Annotated in this window: 10 protein-coding genes; 4 read left to right on the forward strand and 6 right to left on the reverse strand. The window is 70.3% G+C overall.

Features of this window, described 5'->3' with window-relative positions:
• Positions 1–15: 15 nt before the first annotated feature.
• Entirely contained in the window at positions 16–798 is a 783-nt protein-coding gene (locus LAJ50_RS17820) for an alpha/beta fold hydrolase (protein WP_138655016.1), read from the forward strand.
• A 30-nt stretch (positions 799–828) separates the two neighbouring features.
• Here LAJ50_RS17820 and LAJ50_RS17825 read toward each other — a convergent pair whose 3' ends face one another.
• Together LAJ50_RS17825 and LAJ50_RS17830 are read right to left on the reverse strand one after the other, a co-directional pair.
• Positions 829–1,845, reverse strand: coding sequence for an MBL fold metallo-hydrolase (locus tag LAJ50_RS17825; RefSeq protein WP_138655018.1), 1,017 nt, complete (start codon positions 1,843–1,845; stop codon positions 829–831).
• A gap of 81 nt (positions 1,846–1,926) precedes the next feature.
• The gene (locus tag LAJ50_RS17830) at positions 1,927–3,075 is read right to left on the reverse strand and encodes an NAD(P)/FAD-dependent oxidoreductase (RefSeq protein ID WP_138655020.1); all 1,149 of its coding nucleotides are present in this window, start codon (positions 3,073–3,075) and stop codon (positions 1,927–1,929) included.
• 50 nt (positions 3,076–3,125) lie between these two features.
• Between LAJ50_RS17830 and LAJ50_RS17835 the strand changes: the two genes are divergently transcribed.
• Complete coding sequence (locus tag LAJ50_RS17835) at positions 3,126–3,581, forward strand: MarR family transcriptional regulator (RefSeq protein ID WP_130552278.1); 456 nt, start codon at positions 3,126–3,128, stop codon at positions 3,579–3,581.
• A 45-nt stretch (positions 3,582–3,626) separates the two neighbouring features.
• Here LAJ50_RS17835 and LAJ50_RS17840 read toward each other — a convergent pair whose 3' ends face one another.
• Together LAJ50_RS17840 and LAJ50_RS17845 are read right to left on the reverse strand one after the other, a co-directional pair.
• Positions 3,627–4,847, reverse strand: a complete 1,221-nt coding sequence (locus tag LAJ50_RS17840) for an aldose epimerase family protein (protein ID WP_138655022.1) — start codon at positions 4,845–4,847, stop codon at positions 3,627–3,629.
• A 67-nt stretch (positions 4,848–4,914) separates the two neighbouring features.
• Positions 4,915–5,787, reverse strand: a complete 873-nt coding sequence (locus tag LAJ50_RS17845) for a DNA ligase (protein ID WP_224096367.1) — start codon at positions 5,785–5,787, stop codon at positions 4,915–4,917.
• 178 nt (positions 5,788–5,965) lie between these two features.
• Here LAJ50_RS17845 and LAJ50_RS17850 point away from each other — a divergent pair, with 178 nt between their 5' ends.
• Positions 5,966–6,754 (forward strand): SPFH domain-containing protein, encoded by a 789-nt coding sequence (locus LAJ50_RS17850; protein ID WP_138655024.1) that lies wholly within the window; start codon positions 5,966–5,968, stop codon positions 6,752–6,754.
• 16 nt (positions 6,755–6,770) lie between these two features.
• On the opposite strand, the gene LAJ50_RS17855 is transcribed toward LAJ50_RS17850, so the two are convergent.
• On the reverse strand, positions 6,771–7,646 hold the full coding sequence (locus LAJ50_RS17855; protein ID WP_138655026.1) for a DMT family transporter: 876 nt from the start codon (positions 7,644–7,646) through the stop codon (positions 6,771–6,773).
• Between the two features lie 241 nt (positions 7,647–7,887).
• Between LAJ50_RS17855 and LAJ50_RS17860 the strand changes: the two genes are divergently transcribed.
• Positions 7,888–10,743 (forward strand): PAS domain-containing sensor histidine kinase, encoded by a 2,856-nt coding sequence (locus LAJ50_RS17860; protein WP_224096368.1) that lies wholly within the window; start codon positions 7,888–7,890, stop codon positions 10,741–10,743.
• A gap of 356 nt (positions 10,744–11,099) precedes the next feature.
• Here LAJ50_RS17860 and LAJ50_RS17865 read toward each other — a convergent pair whose 3' ends face one another.
• The gene (locus tag LAJ50_RS17865) at positions 11,100–18,356 is read right to left on the reverse strand and encodes a YDG domain-containing protein (protein WP_224096369.1); all 7,257 of its coding nucleotides are present in this window, start codon (positions 18,354–18,356) and stop codon (positions 11,100–11,102) included.
• Positions 18,357–18,375: the final 19 nt, after the last annotated feature.

Consider the following 18,375-nt stretch of genomic DNA (forward strand, 5'->3'; position numbering starts at 1 on the left):
CGTAGAGGATCCCCGATGAGCGACCCCACACCACGCCTCAACATGATCCGGACCGGCCCACGCGGCGGCGTGCCGCTGCTGTTCCTGCATGCGCTCGGCCTGGATCTTTCGGTATGGGAACAGCAGATCCACGCCTTCGCACGCGACCGCGACGTGATCGCGATCGACCTGCCCGGCCACGGACGCTCGCCGCACGGGCAGGAAGCGCCAAGCTTCGCCGGCTTCGCCGAGGCGCTGGTCGCGCTGCTCGGCGCACTGCGCACCGGCCCGGTCGATGTCGTCGGCATCTCGGTCGGCGGCATGATCGCGCAGACCCTGGCGGTGACCTCGCCGACGCAGGTGCGCTCGCTCACGCTTGTCGCCACCTCCTGCACCTTCTCCGATGCGGTCAGGCAGCTGCTGCGGCAGCGCGCGGATACCGTGCGCGCGATCGGCATGGAAGGCATCGCGCCGCTGCACATCGCGCGCTGGTTCCCGGCGGAGTTTCTCGCGGCGCGCCCTGAAATCGGCGACCGGCTGGGCAAACTGCTGCTGCGCAACGACCCGGCCTTCCACGCCCAGCTCTGGGACATGGTCGCCGGCCTGTCGCTGGAGAAGGCGATTGCCTCCCTGCCCCATCCGACCCTGGTCGTCGCCGGCGCGGACGATGCCAGTGCGCCGCCGGCGGCGGGCCAGCAGATCGTCGATCGCATCGCCCATGCGCGGCTGGCGGTCGTGCCGGCGTGCGGTCACTTTCCGCCGCTGGAGCATCCGGACGCGTTCAACGCCTTGCTGCGCGACTTTCTCGCCCAGCTGTAGGCGCATCAGGCACCCGCGGGCTTCACGCACTTACTTGGGCAGGCGCCACCAGGCCGAACCCGCGGTCGGCTGCCGCAGGTCGACGCGCTCGCCGATCACCGGCGTGGACAGCGCGACACCGCGCTCGGCGGCCAAGGCACTGATGCGCTCGAACGGCTCGAACCACGGATGCAGGGCGAGGTCGAAGGTGCCGTTGTGGATCGGCAGCATCCAGCGCCCCTGCAGGTCCAGATGCGCCTGCAGGGACTCCTCGGGACGCATGTGCACGTGCGGCCACTGGCGATCGTAGGCGCCGGTCTCCACCAGGGTCAGGTCGAACGGCCCGAAGCGCTCGCCGATCTGTCTGAACCCATCGAAGTAGCCGCTGTCGCCGCTGAAGAACACGCGCAGCCCGTCGTCGATCAGCACCCACGAGCACCATAGCGTGGCGTTGCCATCGCGCAGCCCGCGCCCGGAGAAATGCTGGGCGGGCGTGGCGACCAGGCGCAGCCCGTCGATGTCGGTGGACTGCCACCAGTCCAGCTGTTGCACCTTGGCCGCCGGCACGCCCCAGCGCACCAGCGTGTCGCCCACGCCCAGCGGCGCGACGAAGTGCTCGGCCGAGGCGGCCAGCGCGCGCACGGCCGCCTTGTCCAGATGGTCGTAATGGTTGTGCGAGAGGATCACGCCCTTCAGCGGCGGCAGATCCTCCAGTGCGATCGGCGGCGCATGGAAGCGCTTGGGCCCGAACCAGGGCAGCGGCGACGCCCGCTGCGCGAAGACCGGATCGGTGATCCAGAACTGCCCGCGCAGCTTGAGCAGCACGGTCGAATGGCCGAGCCGGTACAGGCTGAAATCCGGCGCGGCCAGCAGTTCCGCGCGGGTCAGCGGGCGCACCGGGATCGGACGGTCCGGCACGCTGGTGCGCGGCTTGTCGAACAGCACGCTGCGGAACAGCCGCAGCGATTCCAGCAGCCCGGTGCGCGGGATCGCGATCGCATTGCGGAAGCGCCCTGCGCTGGACTGCAGCGACGCAGCGCGGGATCCGGGTTCGTTGGAGTCAGCCATGGGAGCACCATGGGGACAACGAGCCCGCCTGACAAGCCCGGGCGCGGTCGATCCCGCGTGCGACGCGGCGAGCACCCGCCGTCAGCCCGCCCGATGAGCCTGCTGATGTTCGCGGTACATCGCCGCGGTCAGTTCCAGCCCGACATGCGAGAGCTGGGTGGCCGCGGCGTCGGCCGATTCCTGTGCCACTTCGGTCACACGCTCGAACATGGACGCCTCATAGCGGCACACCGCGTCATGCAGCTCCCCTCGGGCCAGCTGCTCGGCTAGTTCGGCGGCATCGAGCATGGCCGCGTTGACGCCTTCGCCAGCGAAGGGCGACATCAGATGCGCCGCATCGCCGATCAGGGTCAGGCCGGGTCGGCCGTTCCAGCAATGCCCCACCGGCAGGGCGTGGATCGGCCGCGCGACGAAGTGATCGTTGGCCGCACGGAACAGGTCCAGGATCTCCGGCGCGAACCCGGCGAACTCCTGGAGCAGACCCGCGCGCACGGCCCGCGGATCGCTGAAATCGAAGCGCCGCTGCGCCCAGTCCGCCGGCACGCGGAAGATGGCATAGCCCCGCACATGCGCATGGCCGTTGCGCTGGGCGATGATCATCCTGCCCTCGCCCTCGATGTCGAGCTTGCCCGGCCCGACCAGCGCCGAAAGCGCCGGGTGGTCGCGATCGACCTGGTCGATGCCGAACTCGACGAACGTCAATCCGCTGTACTGCGGCCGGTAGGACGACAGCAGCGGGCGCACCCTGGACCAGGCCCCGTCCGCGCCGACCACCAGGTCGAACGGACCGGTCAAGCCGCCGGCCAGTTCGAGCTGCCAGCGGCCGTCGTCCAGCGCATGCAGCGCTTGCGACGGCGCGCCCCAGCGCACGGTGCCGGGGATGAGCGCATCGAGCAGCATGGCGCGCAGTGCGGTGCGATCGACCTCTGGCCGGCTGCGGTCGAAGCCCTCGCGGTCCTCGAAGAGGACCTCGCCGCGATGGTTCAGCAGGCGCTCGCCCTGGTCTTCGTAGCGGGCGATGCGCGCGAAGGCGTCCTGCAGCCCGGCGCGCTCGATCGCCAGCAGGCCCGAGCCGCGGTGCAGGTCGAGCGAGCCGCCCTGGGGGCGGTCCAGCGCGTGCGCATCGCGTTCGAACACTTCGGGTTCGAGCCCCTGCAGCTGCAGCAGGCGGGCCAGCGTCAGGCCAGCCGGTCCGCCACCGACGATGGCGATGCGTGGAAGGTTGGCCATGCGTGCCGCTCCGGATAAGATAGGTGCCTATATTTAAAACATAGCTACCTATGGAAAGTCAAAGCAGCGAACTCGAGCACGCCGCCCGGCACGATCCGCTCAAACTGCTCGGCATCGCCTATCGCACGTTTTCGCGGCTGGTGGACGCGCAGCTGCGCGAGCACGGCTTCGCCATGGGGCAGCTGCCGGTGCTGGTGGCGCTCAAGCACGGCGATGCGCTGTCGCAGGGCGAGCTGGCGCGACGCGCACGGGTCGAGCAACCCAGCATGGCCCAGCTGCTCAACCGGATGGAGCGCGACGGCCTGGTCCAGCGCACGCCCGATCCGGCCGATGGCCGCAGCAGGCTGATCTCGCTGACGCCGCTGGCGCGCAAACGCCTGCCCAAGGCCAGGGCGGTGATGGAGGCCATGGGCGAACAGGCGCTGGCCGGCTTCGACGCGCAGGACCTGGCTCAGTTCGCCACGCTGATGCTGCGGATCAACCGCAACCTGGACGCGTTGGAGTAAGCACCGGGCCGGCCCGGATCCGGGCCGGCGCGGCAACGCGGACGCCTACCTGGTCACGCCGAAACGATAGATCGTGGTCTGCCGGTAGGTCTGGCCCGGATCCAGGCGCGTGCTGGGAAAGTCGGCGTGGTTGGGGCTGTCGGGGAAATGCTGGGCTTCCAGCGCCAGCGCGCCCCAGTGCAGATAGGGCTTGCCGCCCTTGCCGCCTTCGATGCGGTCGATGGCGTTGGAGGTGTACAGCTGCATGCCGGGCTCGGTGGTGAACACGGTCAGCGTGCGTCCGCTGGTGGGCTCCTCGACGATGACCGCCGGCGTCTCCAGCCCCGGCGCGTCGAGCACCCAGTTGAAGTCATAGCCGCCCTGCTTGGGCTCGGCGTGCCGCAGGTCGGCGTTGTCCTCATGGATGCGCTCGCCCAGCGCATGCGGCGTGCGGAAATCCAGCGGCGTGCCGTCGACGGGCAGCAGCTTGCCGGTCGGGATCAGCTGCGCATCGGCCTGGGTGTAGCGCGCGGCGTTGATCTGCACGCGGTGATCCAGCACAGACGGAGCGCCGGCGCCGGCCAGGTTGAAATAGCCGTGGCTGGTGAGATTGAGCACGGTCGGCTTGTCGGTGGTGGCCGTGTAGTCGAGCTTCAGGCCATCGTCCTGCAGCGTGTAGACCACGCTGACGTCCAGCGTGCCGGGAAAGCCCATCTCGCCATCGGGCGAGCGGTAGCGCAGGGTCACCGACGGGGTGCCATCGCTGGCGGGGCTGGCCTCCCACAGCCGGGTGGCGAAGCCCTCCGGACCACCGTGCAGGGTGTTGCCGTTGTTGTTGGTCGGGATCTGGTAGGTCTTGCCGTCCAGGGTGAAGCGCCCCTTGGCCAGGCGGTTGGCGTAGCGCCCGATCAGCGCGCCGAAGTTGGTCTGCACGGTGGCGGCGTCCTTGAGGTAGCCATCCAGCGTGTCGTAGCCCAGCACCACGTCGTCGGCCTTGCCGTTGCGGTCCGGCACGGTCAACGCCTGCAGGATGCCGCCGTAGGTGATGATCGAGGCGGTCATGCCATGGCCGTTGTCCAGCACGAACTTCTGCACCTTGCGCCCGTCGGGCAGCGTGCCGAAGTCGCTGGCGACCACATGCGCGGGGGCCGAGGCCGGCGCGGACGAGGCCGCGGGTGCGGCAGCGCCCGACGCGTCGGGCTGGGCGCGCGTGGCCGGGTCCTCCGGCGGTTGCGAGCAGGCGCCCAGTCCCATCGCCGTCACGGCGGCCAGCAGTGCGATACGCATTGGTCTCTCCCTCCCAGGTGAAGGGCCCAAGTGTGCCTCAAGCGGCCTGCGTGCGCAGGCGTCGCGCTCACCGCCGCGGATCGGGCGGCGGCGGCGCCCGCACCCGCAGGAACCGCGCGAAACGCGGCAAGCCGGTCGCGGTCAGGCCGTTGTGCTGATAGGTCACCCACGCACCGAGCGGCGGCGGCGCGGCACGCTGGGCGTCGCTGAAGCCGGTGCCGATGCGGAAGCGACGCCCGTCCGGCAGTTCCACCAGCAAAGCGCCCAGGCGGCCGGCGTGCCGGCCCTGCCCCGGCACATGCCCGACCACGCGCGCCTCGGCATCGTCCAGGCGTTTGTACTTGAGCAGCGCATCGCTGCGCCCGGGCAGGTACAAGGCAGCGCGATGCTGCAGCATCAGGCCTTCGCCGCCGGCCCTCACCACCCGGCCCAGCTCGGCGTCCAGCGCGGCGCGGCTGTCGAAGCTGCGCTGTTCCAGCATGCGCAGCCGGGGATGCGCGCCTGCGCCCAGCAGTGCCCGCATGCGCGCCACCCGCGCGGCGAAGGCGCCGCCCTCGGCGGGAAGATCGAACACCATGAAGCGCAGCGCGCGCCAGCGCGGATCCTGTGGATCGCCCGCGCGCACCAGCGCGCTGGTCGCGTCGAACTGCCCACGCCCGAGCCAGAGTTCGCCCTCCATCGGCACGGGCGGCCAGCCCCGGGTGAACCAGGCCGGCACCGCGATCGGCTCGCCGCCGCGCGTCCAGAGCGCCCGGCCATCCCAGCGCCCGCGCACGCCATCGAGCTTCTCGCTGACCAGGTACGCGGCGACCTCACCCTGCCCGCGATACGCAGTGGCCAGCATCGGCGGCGCCTGCGGCGCCGCTGCGTCCACCACGCCCGGCCCCGCCAGACAGGCCACCAGCACCATTCCCGCCACGACGCGCATCGTCTGCTCCACGAAAGTCCATTCCGGGCTCCAGCGTGGCCCTGCGCGGCCGCGGTGTCCGTCGGCGCGCGTCCGATACCGACGTAGGACGTCGCCGCGGCCTGATCCGCGTCGGCCTTCCGTCTTATCATCCGGATCGACCCGATGGCCAAGGCTGCCGCCGGGCACAGGGACGCACCAAGGGGACAACATGAAGCGCATCATCTGGACACTGGCCGGCGCGGCCAGCGTGGCGGGCTGCACGGTGGTCAAGGTCGATCCCGGGCAGGAGGCGGTGCTGATCGATCGCCCGCGCCTGTTCGGCGAAGGCGGCATCCGCGACGAAACCATCAAGCCCGGCCTGGCCTACACCTGGCTGACCACCGATGCCATCGTGGTGGACGTCAGCCCACAGGTGCTGGCGGTTGCGTTCGACGACTTCTCCTCGTCGGACAACATCCTGCTCGACTTCGAGACCACCATCCAGTACCGCGTGACCAACGCGCCGCGGCTGCTGCGCAGGTTCGGCCCGGACTGGTTCAAGAACAACATCCGCAGCCAGTACGCGGCCATCGTGCGCGACCAGGTCAAGCGCTTCGACATGACCAGCATGATGAGCGACGTCGCCACCGCCCAGCGCATCGACGACGCGGTGACCGATGCCATCCGCAAGGTGGTCAAGGACCAGGGCCTGGACGTGGAGATCATGAACATCACCCTGGGCCGGGCCAAGCCCAACCCCGACGTGCTGCAGCAGATGAACCTCACCGCGGCCCAGCAGCAGCGGGTCAAGACCCTGGTCGAGGCCACCAACGCCGAACTGCAGCGCGCCAAGGAGCAGAAGGCCATGGCCGATGCGGACAACGCCTACCGCAACGCGATGAACCTCTCGCCCGAGCAGTACCTGGCGCGCCAGATCGCCGAGATCAACGCCGAGGCCTGCACCAAGGCCGCGGCCTGCTACGTGGTGCCCAGCGGCACCAGCGTGGTGGCGAAGTAGGACGCAGGCGCGCGGCTCAGACGATACGCATCCGCCGCCGCCAGCTGGCGATCTGGTTCCAGCGGATGAAGGTGACCAGGCCCGAGGCCAGGATCAGGGCGATGCCGATCCAGGTGACCGCATCGACGCGGCTGTGGAACAGCCAGGCGCCGAAGCCGATCGCCCACAGCATCTGGCTGTACTGGGTCGGCGCGACCGCGCTGACCGGCGCCAGGCGCGTGGAGTACATCATCAGGATCGCCGCCAGGCCGGCCAGCAGCCCGTAGCCGGCGATCAGGCCCCACTGCGCGGTGCTGGGCCAGACGAAGTGCGGCAGCATCAGGATGCCGCCGGCCACCAGCGGGCCGAGCACGCCGGCGCCGTACAGGGTGACGCGCTTCTCCTCCGGCCCGGCCATGCGCAGGCTGATCACCGACACCGCGCCGGTCAGCCCGCACAGGATCGCCGCCACATGGCCCTGGCTGAGCTGGCGGAAGCCGGGCCGCAGCACCACCAGCACGCCAATGAAGCCCACCGCCACCGCCGTCCAGCGGCGCCAGTGCACCTCCTCGCGCAGCAGCAGCACCGACAGTACGGTGACGAAGATCGGCATCAGGAAGATCAGGGCGAAGGCCTCGGCCATCGGCAGGTGGGTGAAGGCGATCACCGACGTCAGGTTGCCGGCGGCGCCGCAGAAGGCGCGCAGCAGCCAGATCGCCGGCTTGCGCGCCACCACCACCTCGCGCCAGCGGTCCTGCGGCTTCTTCAGGAAGGGCACCGCCACCAGCATGAGCAGCGCGCCGAAGAACACCACCTCGTAGGACGGCAGGCTGCCGTCGAGCAGCTTCACGAACGCATCGCTGATCGCATAGGCCGCGTAGCAGGCGAAACCCAGCAGCACACCCTTGAACATCGTGTCGGTTCCGCAAGCTCTTCGGGCGCGTCGCGCCGGCACCACAGTCTACGGGCAGCGCGGGCAGGCGCCGCGCATGGGCGTTGCGAAACTTCATGCCAGGCCTAGCCCGGCCGTGCTGAAATGGCGCACGCCCGCCGCCGGTCTTCACCTGCATGCTTCGTCCGCTCCTCCCGCCCCGCCGCCGGCCTGCCCCCGCTTCATGCCGACAGCGCTCGCGATTGGCACACGGGAACGCGGCATGAGCCAGCCCTGGTTCCCCGCCGGCGGCAGCGCCATGGCCGCCAAGATCCGCGCGCACGACTGGGCCGCCACCCCGCTGGGCCCGCCGGAAACCTGGCCGGCGCCGCTGCGCGCGGCGGTCAACCTGATGGTCAATGCGCCCGAGTGCATGTTCATGGTCTGGGGCGAGGAGGTGACCTTCCTCTACAATGACGTCTACGCGCCGATCCTGGGGCCGCGCGCACCCGGCGCGCTGGGCGCGTCGATGCGCGTGCTGTGGGGCGACGTGTGGGAATCGGTGCGCGGCCCGATCGAGTGCGCTTACCGCGGCCAGTCCGAGCGCCATGTGGAGATGTACATCCAGATGCACCGCTACGGCGTGCCGGAGGACACCTGGTGGACGTTCTCCTTCACCCCGATCTACCTGGACGATGGCCGCGTCGGCGGCGCGTTCTGCCTGACCAACGAGGTCACCCAGAAGATCCTGGCCGAGCAGCGCCTGGCGCGCGAGCACGAGCGCCTGGCCCAGCTGTTCGAGCAGGCGCCGATGTTCATGGCCTTCCTCAGCGGCCCGGAACATCGCATCGAGGTGGTCAATCCCGGTTACATGCGGCTGATCGACCACCGCGACGTGGTCGGCAAGACCGTGGCCGAGGCCCTGCCCGACGCGGTCGAACAGGGCTACCTGGAACTGCTGGACGGGGTCTACCGCAGCGGCGAGGTCTATGCGGCCAACGGTGCGGTCTATGCGGTGCAGGCCGAGCCGGGTGGGCCGGTGCATCGGCGCTACGTGGACATCGTCTTCCAGCCGATCCGCGACGAGCGCGGGCAGGTCAGCGGCGTGTTCGTGCAGGGCGTGGACGTGACCACACGCATCGAGGGCGAGGCCGCCATGCGTGCGCTGGACGCGCACAGCCGCCAGGTCATCGACAGTGCCACCGACTACGCGATCCTGGCCACCGATCTGCAGGGCCGGGTCACCCACTGGAACGCCGGCGCCCACCTGATCCTGGGCTGGAGCGAGTCGCAGATGCGCGGGCACACCACCGCGCGCCTGTTCACCGAGGAAGACATCGACAGCGGCGTGGACGAGCGCGAACTGCTGGATGCGCTGGAGACCGGCCGCGTGGTGCGCGAGCGCTGGCAGGTGCGCCGCTCCGGCGAGCGCTTCTGGGCCAGCAGCGCGACCACCGTGCTGCGCAACGAGGCCGGCATGGCGATCGGCTTCGTCAAGGTGCTCGGCGACCGCACCGCCGAGCGCATGGCCATCGACGCGCTGCGCGACAGCGAGGCGCGCCTGGCGGCACTGGTCAGCGCTTCCTCGGACGCGCTGTTCATGATGGACGCGCACTGGACGCAGATGCGCCAGCTGACCGGCATGGGCGCGGCCACCGATAGTTTCGCGCCGATCGAACGCTGGATGGCGCGACACATTCCCGAGCCCGAGCACGCCCGGGTTATCGCCGCGGTCAGCGAGGCGGTGACCGGTCGGCAGCCGCTGACCCTGGAACATCCGGTGCGGCGCGAGGACGGCAGCCTGGGCTGGTCGCTGTCGCGCGCGGTCCCGCTGTTCGACACGGACGGGCGCCTGCATGGCTGGTTCGGCGCGGCCACCGACATCACCGCGCGCCGCGACGCGGAGAACCAGCTGCGCGAACTGACCGCCTCGCTGGAGGAGCGCGTGCGCGAACGCACCGACGAGCTGCTGCTGGCCGAGGAGAAGCTGCGCCAGAGCCAGAAGATGGAAGCCGTCGGCCAGCTCACCGGCGGGCTGGCGCACGACTTCAACAACCTGCTCACCGCCGTCACCATGGGCCTGGACCTGCTGCAGCAGCGCATCGAGGCCGGCCGTTACGAGCGGCTGGAGCGCTACCTGGAGATGGCCCGTTCCGGCGCATCGCGCGCCGCGTCGCTGACCCAGCGCCTGCTGGCGTTCTCGCGGCGGCAGACGCTGGCGCCCACCGCGGTGGACATCAACCAGCTGGTCGATGGCATGGGCGACATCCTGCGCCGCACGCTGGGGCCCTCGATCCAGACGCATTTCCAGCTGGCCCGCCCGCTGTGGCGGGTGCTGGTGGATGCGCCGCAGCTGGAGAACGCGCTGCTCAACCTGTGCATCAACGCGCGCGATGCGATGCCCGAGGGCGGGCAGCTGATCATCCAGACCCACAACCTCGAGCTGGACGAGGAGGCCGCCGCGCCGCTGGAACTCGCCCCGGGCCCGTACGTGCGCCTGGGCGTGCAGGACACCGGCACCGGCATGAGCGCCGAGGTGATGGAGCGCGTGTTCGAGCCGTTCTTCACCACCAAGCCGATCGGCCAGGGCACCGGGCTGGGGCTGTCGATGATCTACGGCTTCATGCGCCAGTCCGGCGGCCAGGTGCGCATGGCGTCCCGGCTGGGCCATGGCACCACGATGCAGCTGCTGCTGCCGCGCCTGGCCGGCGCCGAGGATGCCGCCGCGGCGGACAGTGCCGAACCGCCCGCGCTTGATCCGTACGCCCGCGGCGAGGTGCTGCTGGTCGAGGACGAGGCGCCGGTGCGGGCGCTGATCGCCGAGGCCCTGGCCGAGGTGGGCTGCCGCGTGACCGCGGTGGCCGACGGCCACGCCGCGCTCGAGTACCTGCGCGGCGACGCGCCCATCGACCTGCTGCTGACCGACGTCGGCCTGCCCGGCGGCCTCAACGGCCGCCAGGTCGCCGATGCCGGCCGCCAGCTGCGTCCCGGGCTGCGCGTGCTCTTCATCACCGGCTACGCGGCCAACGTCGCGGTGGGCGCCGGCCAGCTGGACGCCGGCATGGAAGTGATGACCAAGCCCTTCCAGGCGGCCGAACTGGCCCGCCGCGTGCAGGCGATCCTGGCCCCGCGGGGCTAGCGCAGGTCAAGCTGGCGCGTTTTCGGTGCCCTGGGATGAGCACTGAAACCCGGCGGCAGGGGCATCGAAAGGCATCGCCCCTGCATCGCGCGCCCTGCGCCTCCGGCTTTCCAGCAGGAACCCGACACGCTCCCCAGCCGTCGTTCCCGCGCGGGCGGAAAGCACGGGGTTAGCGACGGGGCCAGAGACAGGTCTTCGCTTCCGATGAACCACGGGCTTGGCCCGGCGCCGGGCCAAGCCGAGCGGTAACAGAACACCAGCGGCACACCATCGCCGTCGGTTCGTACAACGGCGGGTGGCGCGCCAGCCGCCGGGAAGCGCGGGCGGCTAGCGCCCACGCTCCGGCGTCGCGCTCCTCAGTCGACGAGGCTCAGCACCAGCGCACGTACCTGCCGCACCGAGACGCCGGCCTGCTGCTTCAGCGCGTCGAGCGCGTAGGCGCTGAGCACTTCGCGGTCCAGGCGCGCCGCGGAACGCGGCGCCACGACATGCAGGGTGCCGTCCTGCAGCAGCGACAGGCGCAGCGTGGCGGTCTCGTCCGCGTCGATGGCCACCCTGGTCTGGGCCCTGGCGCGCACGCTCTGCTGCAGGTCCGGCGCGGTCGGCGACTCGCCGTCCAGCGGATGCAGGACCAGGCTGCCGCCCAGGTCCTCCACGCGCAGGCGGCCCAGCGCGTGGCCTTCGCCGTCGAACACCGGCAGCACCGTCACTTCCGGTTGCGCCAGGGACTGACCCCCGGTGGCCAGGCTCACGCCGGTGCCGTTGCGCAGCACCTGGCCCATCGCCACATCGCCCGAAGCGCCGCCACGTCCGCCGTCGCCGGCGGTGCTGGCAGTGCCAGCGCCTGCGTTGGCATCGGCCGCGCCACCGCGGACCGCGTTGGCGATGCCCGTGGACGCGCCACCATCTGCCGTACGCGCGCCGCCGCCGTTCCCAGCGCCGTTTCCGGCGCCGCTACCCGCAGCGTTGCCCACGTTGCCCGTGCCACCGGCACCGCCCGAGGCGCCGATGCCGGTCGGATCCAGCGAAGTGCCGACCAGCTGCGGCTGCGCCGATGCGCCAAGATCGCCCATCGCACCGGTCGCCGCGGCGATCGCGCCCGCGGAGGTCAGCGGGCCACCGTCGTTGGTACCGCCCGGCCGCGTGCCGTTACCGCCCAGGGTCGACTGCGAGATCGCATCCACCGCGTTGCGACCGGGCAGCTCGGCGATGCCGGCGATCGTCTGCTGGAGCGCATCGGTCAAGCGATAGTTCCCTGCATCGGCGCCGTTCAAGGTCAGCGAGACCTGGACCGTCTTGCCGAGCGCGGTCGAGGCGTCGTCGTACTGACCCTGTCCCTGCAGCACGACCTCGTCGCCGGAGACCACCCCGCGCAGCGGCGGCAGCACCAGCACCGCGGTGCTGCTGCCGTCGAAGGGCTTGTCCAGCACGGCCACGCTGCCCACGGTCAGCTGCTTGGCCGTGACGTCGCCACGCGACTGCAGACTGGTGTTGACCAACCGATAGTTGCCAGCATCGTCGCCGCGCAGGCCCGCGCTGATGTCCACGCGCTTGTCAGTGCCCGCGTTCTTGTTGTCGTACTGGCCCTGCAGGGTCAGCGCCACATCGTCGCCGCTCACCGTGCCGACCAGGCCGGTGCTGCCGACGTTGGCCGTGCGGTTGCCGTCGTACACCTTGGTCGTCACGCTCAGCGTGCCGGCGTCGATGCTCTTGGGCGTGATGTCGCCGCTGGACTGCAGGCTGGTGTTGGTCAGGCGGTAGTTGCCGGCGTCGCCGCCGAGCAGGCCGGCGGTCACGTCCACCTGCTTGCCGGTGCCCGCGTTCTTGTTGTCGTACTGGCCCTGGAGGGTGAGCGCCACATCGTCACCGCTCACCGTGCCGACCAGGCCGCTGCTGCCGACGTTCGCCGTACGGTTGCCGTCGTACACCTTGGTCGTCACGCTCAGCGTGCCGGCGTCGATGCTCTTGGGCGTGATGTCGCCGCTGGACTGCAGGCTGGTGTTGGTCAGGCGATAGTTGCCCGCATCACCGCCGAGCAAGCCGGCGGTCACGTCCACCTGCTTGCCGGTCCCGACATTCTTGTTGTCGTACTGGCCCTGCAGGGTCAACGCGACGTCGTCGCCGTTCACCGTGCCGACCAGGCCACTGCTGCCGACGTTCGCCGTGCGGTTGCCGTCGTACACCTTGGTCGTCACGCTCAGCGTGCCGGCGTCGATGCTCTTGGGCGTGATGTCGCCGCTGGACTGCAGGCTGGTGTTGGTCAGGCGATAGTTGCCCGCATCACCGCCGAGCAGGCCGGCGGTCACGTCCACCTGCTTGCCGGTCCCGGCATTCTTGTTGTCGTACTGGCCCTGCAGGGTCAACGCGACGTCGTCGCCGTTCACCGTGCCGACCAGGCCGCTGCTGCCGACGTTCGCCGTACGGTTGCCGTCGTACACCTTGGTGGTCACGCTCAGCGTGCCGGCATCGATGCTCTTGGGCGTGATGTCGCCGCTGGACTGCAGGCTGGTGTTGGTCAGGCGATAGTTGCCCGCATCACCGCCGAGCAGGCCGGCGGTCACGTCCACCTGCTTGCCGGTGTCCGCGTTCTTGTTGTCGTACTGGCCCTGTAGGGTCAGCGCGACGTCGTCGCCGTTCACCGTGCCCACCAGACCGCTGCTGCCGACGTTCGCCGTGCGGTTGCCGTCGTACACCTTGGTCGTCACGCTCAGCGTGCCGGCGTCGATGCTCTTGGGCGTGATGTCGCCGCTGGACTGCAGGCTGGTGTTGGTCAGGCGATAGTTGCCCGCATCACCGCCGAGCAGGCCGGCGGTCACATCCACCTGCTTGCCGGTCCCGACATTCTTGTTGTCGTACTGGCCCTGCAGGGTCAGCGCCACATCGTCGCCGCTCACCGTGCCGACCAGGCCGGTGCTGCCGACGTTGGCCGTACGGTTGCCGTCGTACACCTTGGTCGTCACGCTCAGCGTGCCGGCGTCGATCGTCTTGGGCGTGATCGAGGCGGTGCTCACGCGCGGCGTCGAGGTGCCCGCGTCCATGACGTAGTTGTCGGCGTCGTTGCCGCCCAGCTGCGCGTTGACCACAACGGCCTTGTTGTCGCCGACGTTCTTGTCCACGAACGCCGCCTGCGTGGCGACGCTGACGTCGTCGCCGAAAACGGCGTTGCCGAGCGTGACATTGTTCACCTGCGCGCCGGTGCCACCGTCGTACACCTTGCCGGCGACATCGACCGCCACCGTCAACGTGCGCTTGGCGATATCGGCATAGGCCGTGCTGTCGACCAGATAGTTGCCGGCATCGTTGCCGCCCAGGGTGATGCCGGACACGGTGACCTGCTTGCCGGTACCAGCGCGCTTGTCGACGAACGACGCGCCCGACGCGCCAGCGAAGGCCACGTCGTCGCCGCCGATCACCCCACTCAGCGTCGCGGTGCCGAGGCTCGCCGTCGTGGTGCCGTCGTAGACCTTGTCCTGGACCGAGCCGGCGCCCAGCTGGATCGTCTTCTGGTTGATCGTGCCGATGTTGGCGCTGGCACTGGTGCTGGCGACGTCGTAGCCGTAGACGCGCACCGCACCGTTGCTGGCCTGGTCGATGCTCAGGCCGGTGACGGTGACCGCCTTGCCGTTGCCGGCGTTCTTGCTGTCATAGCTCGCCGCGGTGCCGGACACGACGACCGTGTCGCCGTCGATCGCGCCACTGCTCACCGTATAGCCGATCCCGCCGAGCGACGCGGTGGCGTTGCCGTCGTAGGTCTTGCTGGCCGCGCCGGTGAGGGCGACGCCCACGGTTGGGGCGACGCGGTAGAGGAAGCCGCTGCCGGCGTCCAGCACGGTGGTGCCGGTGTCGGCGTTGTACTGCTTGAACTCCGGCGCCAGGCCGCCACGCGTGTCGTCCAGCGGCGAGGCCGAGTACACCAGCCAGCGGCCGTTGCCCGTGCTCACCGCGTTGCTGCCGGCCTGGTTGATGAAGTTGCGGCCCGCCGCCAGCAGCACACCGGTCTGCTGCTGCGCGCCGTTCCCGGCGCTCACCGCCTGCTGCAGCGTCAGGTCCGCGCTCGCGCCGGTCAGGCGCACGTCCACCGCGCCGGTGGAGGCGATACCGGCGAGGCCATCGGCACTGCCCACACGCAGGCTGCCGTTGTTGCGGAAGCTCAGGTCCCCGGTCTGCGCCGCGATGGTGTTCACCTGGTTGTTGGTGGAGTTGAGCGTCACCGCGCCGCTGGAGCGCACGGCCAGTGCGGCCGCGGTCAGCGCGCCGCTGCCCTGGATACCGGCGCCGGCGATGTCGTTGAGCGACAGCGTCTGCGCGGCACTGATGGCCTGGTTCAGGGCCAGGCCGTCCTGCGCTGCGCTGAGATAGAGGCTGCCTCCCGCCACGCCCACGCCGGCGGTCTGCTGCAGGCGACGTGCCTGCACCTGCACGCGGTTGCCGACGGTGACGTTGAAGGCGCCCATCGTGACATCGTTGCCGGTCGCATCCACGCGCAGCGTGTTCACGCCATTGAAGCGCGAGAGCGCCGTGCTGCTGAGCGTCGTGCTGGTGCCGCCGAACGCGAACGGGTTGCCGCCGGCGAGCGCGAAGGCCACCGTGGCCGCGGCCTGATTGCTCAAGGTGGTGCTGGAGGCGTTGAACGCCGTGCCGGCGGTGGCGGCGAGGGCGGCGGCGCTGTTGTTGAAATTAACCGCACTGTTCAGCCCCAACGTGCCGGTCGCGGTCAGCCCGACGGTGCCGGTGGTGCCGGCGCGCACGTTCAGGCCGGTCAGCGTATCCGCCGCGCCCAGGCTCCAGTTCGCGCTGGAGCTGGTGACCTGGCTGGCGCCGCCCACATCCAGCGCCAGGGTCGTGAAGTCGAAAGTGCTGTCGGTGAGCGTGGCGCCCGCGCCGGCGGTGACCGCCAGCTTGGCCGCGGACACGCCGCCGTTGATACCGAGCACGCGCTGGCCGCTCTTCAGGCTCACGGTGCTGGCGCCGGTCACGATGTCGCTGTCGAACACCAGGTCGCCGCCGTCGCTGCGCCCCATCTCCAGCGTGGCCGCGTTGACCTGGCCGATCGACGCATTGCTCAGCCCGGTGCCCAGATGCAGGGCGTTGGCGGCGGTCATCTGCCGGATGGTGACCTTGCCGTTGCCGCCATTGGCGGTGACCTGCTGGCTGAGGTTGATGTTGTCGCCGGTCAGGATGACGTTGCCGGTGCTGTTGCTGAGGCTGCCGGCGGTGATGTCCAGCGTCTTGTCGAGCAGCTCGAAGCTGCCGCTGGCGTTGAAGTTGTAGTTGCCCGACACACTGATGGTGCCGGTGCCGTCGGCGCGGCCGATGGTGAGGTTGCGGATGCCCGGCAGCTTGTTGAGCGTGGCCGCCGAGGCGAAGCCGTTGGCGTCGCCCAGCACCATGTTGACCGTCGGATCGTACGGCTCCAGGCGCATCGAGGCGGTGCTGAGGTTGTTCAGGGTCGACGAGCCCCAGTCGATCTTGTTGGCGCGCAGCACCAGCACGCCGCCGCCGGTATCGAGGTTGACCGCGACGTTGCCGAAGTTGATGTTGCCGCTGGTGTAGATGCTGGCGCCGCCCTTCATGGTGAAGGGGGTATCGATGTCGAAGTCGCCGCTGGCGTCGATCAGGCCATTGAGGATCTTCTCGCCGGTGGTGTAGCTGCCGTCGGCCCTGAACGTCACGCGCCCGGCGCCGAGTGTCATGCTTGAGTTCAGCGTCACCGCACCGCTGCCGGTGGAAAGGTAAACGTTGCCGCCGGAGGTGTTGATCGGCGAGCTCAGGGTCAGGTCGCCGCCGCCCGCATTATCCGAATCGCCCCAGATGCGCACGTAGCCACCGTTGGTGGTCACCGCGCCGCTGACCGTGATGCCGTCGGCACCGTACAGGGTGATCGAGCCGGCACCGGGGGTGCCGTTGCCATTCTGGGTGACGTCGTGGGTCGGCAGCGTGGCCGGGTTGGTCCCGGCGCCATGCGCGATCAGATTGCCGATGCTGCGCAGGTAACCCGTCCCGGTGCGTCCGCTCTGGAAGTAGAGGCTGCCGGTGCCGAACACTTCCACCGTGTTGGTCGGATTAGCGAAGCTGATCGTGCCGCTGGTGTTCTCCAGGCGCAGGCTGACATTGTTGGCCATGCTCAGGCGGCCGTTGCCGCCGTTCAGCGACAGGTCGCCGAAGGTGATGCCGTTGTCGGCCACCAGCATCACGTTGGCGTTCTGCGCCTGCAGGTCCTGCACGTAGACCGTGGTGCCGCCGATGGACCCGCTGCCGGTGCCGCCGGCCTGGATGGAGATGGTGCTCGGATCCAGCAGCAGGTCGCCCATCGCGCCGTGAGCCGCGCTGGCATCGGTGCGGCCGCTGTAGGCCAGATCCTGCTTGCCGGAGACCTCGGCCCGGCCGCCGTCGCCGCCCTGCGCGCCGCCGCGCACGGCGATGCTGCCGGCGAACCGGGTGTCGCCATCGGACCAGACCACCGCCTCGCCGCCGTTGCCGCTGCTGACGGCGCTGGCGTCGAGCGCGACGCTGGCGTCGGCGTCCACGCGGGTGGCGTTGCGCAGCGAGGCGTCATGGCCCTGCCAGCCGCCCCCGACATGGATGGCACCGCCGCCGGTCGCGCCGCTGGCGTCCAGGCGTGCGCCGCCGTCCAGGCGCAGCTGCTGGCCGAGGACGTCGATGCGGCCGCCCTGGCCGGTCGCCGAACTGGCGTCCAGGCGTCCGCTGACGTGGACCTGGCCGGCATCGCCGCCGTCGAGCAGGATGCGCCCGCCATGCACGCCCAGCGAAGTGGCTTCGACCACGCCGTCCATGTTGATGACGCTGGAACGCAGCGCGCTGGCGCCGGCGGCGCTGAGCACCACGTTGTTTCCGCGGATGACGCCGCTCTGGGTCAGTTCCGCCTTCAGCGCGTCCTGCTCGACCGCCAGCGACAGCAGCCCGTCGCTGTCGAAGTCCAAGGCGACGCGATCGCCGGCGGCCAGGCCGACCTGGCCGGCCGTGATGCTGCCGGTGTTGCTCACCGCCGGCGCCAGCAGCGCCACCACGCCACCGTTGGCGCGGATCGCGCCCTCGTTGCGCACCGCACCGGCGGCGCCGGTCGCGGCGAAGCGCGCGCGCCCGGCCAGGAAGTCGCTGTCGCTGATGCCCAGCGAGCTGACCAGCAGCCCGCCCACGTCCACCTGCGCGCCCTTGCCGAAGTACACGCCGTTCGGATTGACCAGCCAGACCTGGCCGTTGCCGCTGAGCTCGCCCAGGACCTGGCTCGTCGTCCCGCCGAGCACGCGGTTGAGCGCGATCGCGCTGCTGTTGGGCTGCTCGAAGCGCACGCTGGCCTGGTCGCCGATGTCGAAGCTGTTCCAGTTCAGGATCAGACGCTGGCTGTCCTGGTGCACGGTCAGGTGGGCGCCCTGCTGACCCAGCTGTGCGTTGCCGGCGGCGATCTGCGCGCCGCTGGGCAAGGTCCCCGGATCCACGGCATAGGCCGACAGGGGCACGCTGCCGATGGCGATCGCGGCGGCGGCAGCGCGCACCACGGTGCCGCTGCGCTTGCCGCGGCGGCGGGAAATTTCGGCGGCGACCACATAGGCGCCACGCAGTTCGTCCCAGATCAAACGGTAGATGTGATTCATGCGAATCGTCCTCGGAATT

Source organism: Pseudoxanthomonas sp. X-1 (assembly GCF_020042665.1).
GTDB classification, from domain to species: domain Bacteria; phylum Pseudomonadota; class Gammaproteobacteria; order Xanthomonadales; family Xanthomonadaceae; genus Pseudoxanthomonas_A; species Pseudoxanthomonas_A spadix_A.

Bases quoted from the DNA above. Each gene is read 5' to 3' on its own strand.
- LAJ50_RS17835 (WP_130552278.1), top strand. From the start codon at position 3,126: ATGGAAAGTCAAAGCAGCGAACTCGAGCACGCCGCCCGGCACGATCCG.
- LAJ50_RS17865 (WP_224096369.1), bottom strand. From the start codon at position 18,356: ATGAATCACATCTACCGTTTGATCTGGGACGAACTGCGTGGCGCCTAT.
- LAJ50_RS17820 (WP_138655016.1), top strand. From the start codon at position 16: ATGAGCGACCCCACACCACGCCTCAACATGATCCGGACCGGCCCACGC.
- LAJ50_RS17860 (WP_224096368.1), top strand. From the start codon at position 7,888: ATGAGCCAGCCCTGGTTCCCCGCCGGCGGCAGCGCCATGGCCGCCAAG.
- LAJ50_RS17850 (WP_138655024.1), top strand. From the start codon at position 5,966: ATGAAGCGCATCATCTGGACACTGGCCGGCGCGGCCAGCGTGGCGGGC.
- LAJ50_RS17855 (WP_138655026.1), bottom strand. From the start codon at position 7,646: ATGTTCAAGGGTGTGCTGCTGGGTTTCGCCTGCTACGCGGCCTATGCG.
- LAJ50_RS17825 (WP_138655018.1), bottom strand. From the start codon at position 1,845: ATGGCTGACTCCAACGAACCCGGATCCCGCGCTGCGTCGCTGCAGTCC.
- LAJ50_RS17840 (WP_138655022.1), bottom strand. From the start codon at position 4,847: ATGCGTATCGCACTGCTGGCCGCCGTGACGGCGATGGGACTGGGCGCC.
- LAJ50_RS17830 (WP_138655020.1), bottom strand. From the start codon at position 3,075: ATGGCCAACCTTCCACGCATCGCCATCGTCGGTGGCGGACCGGCTGGC.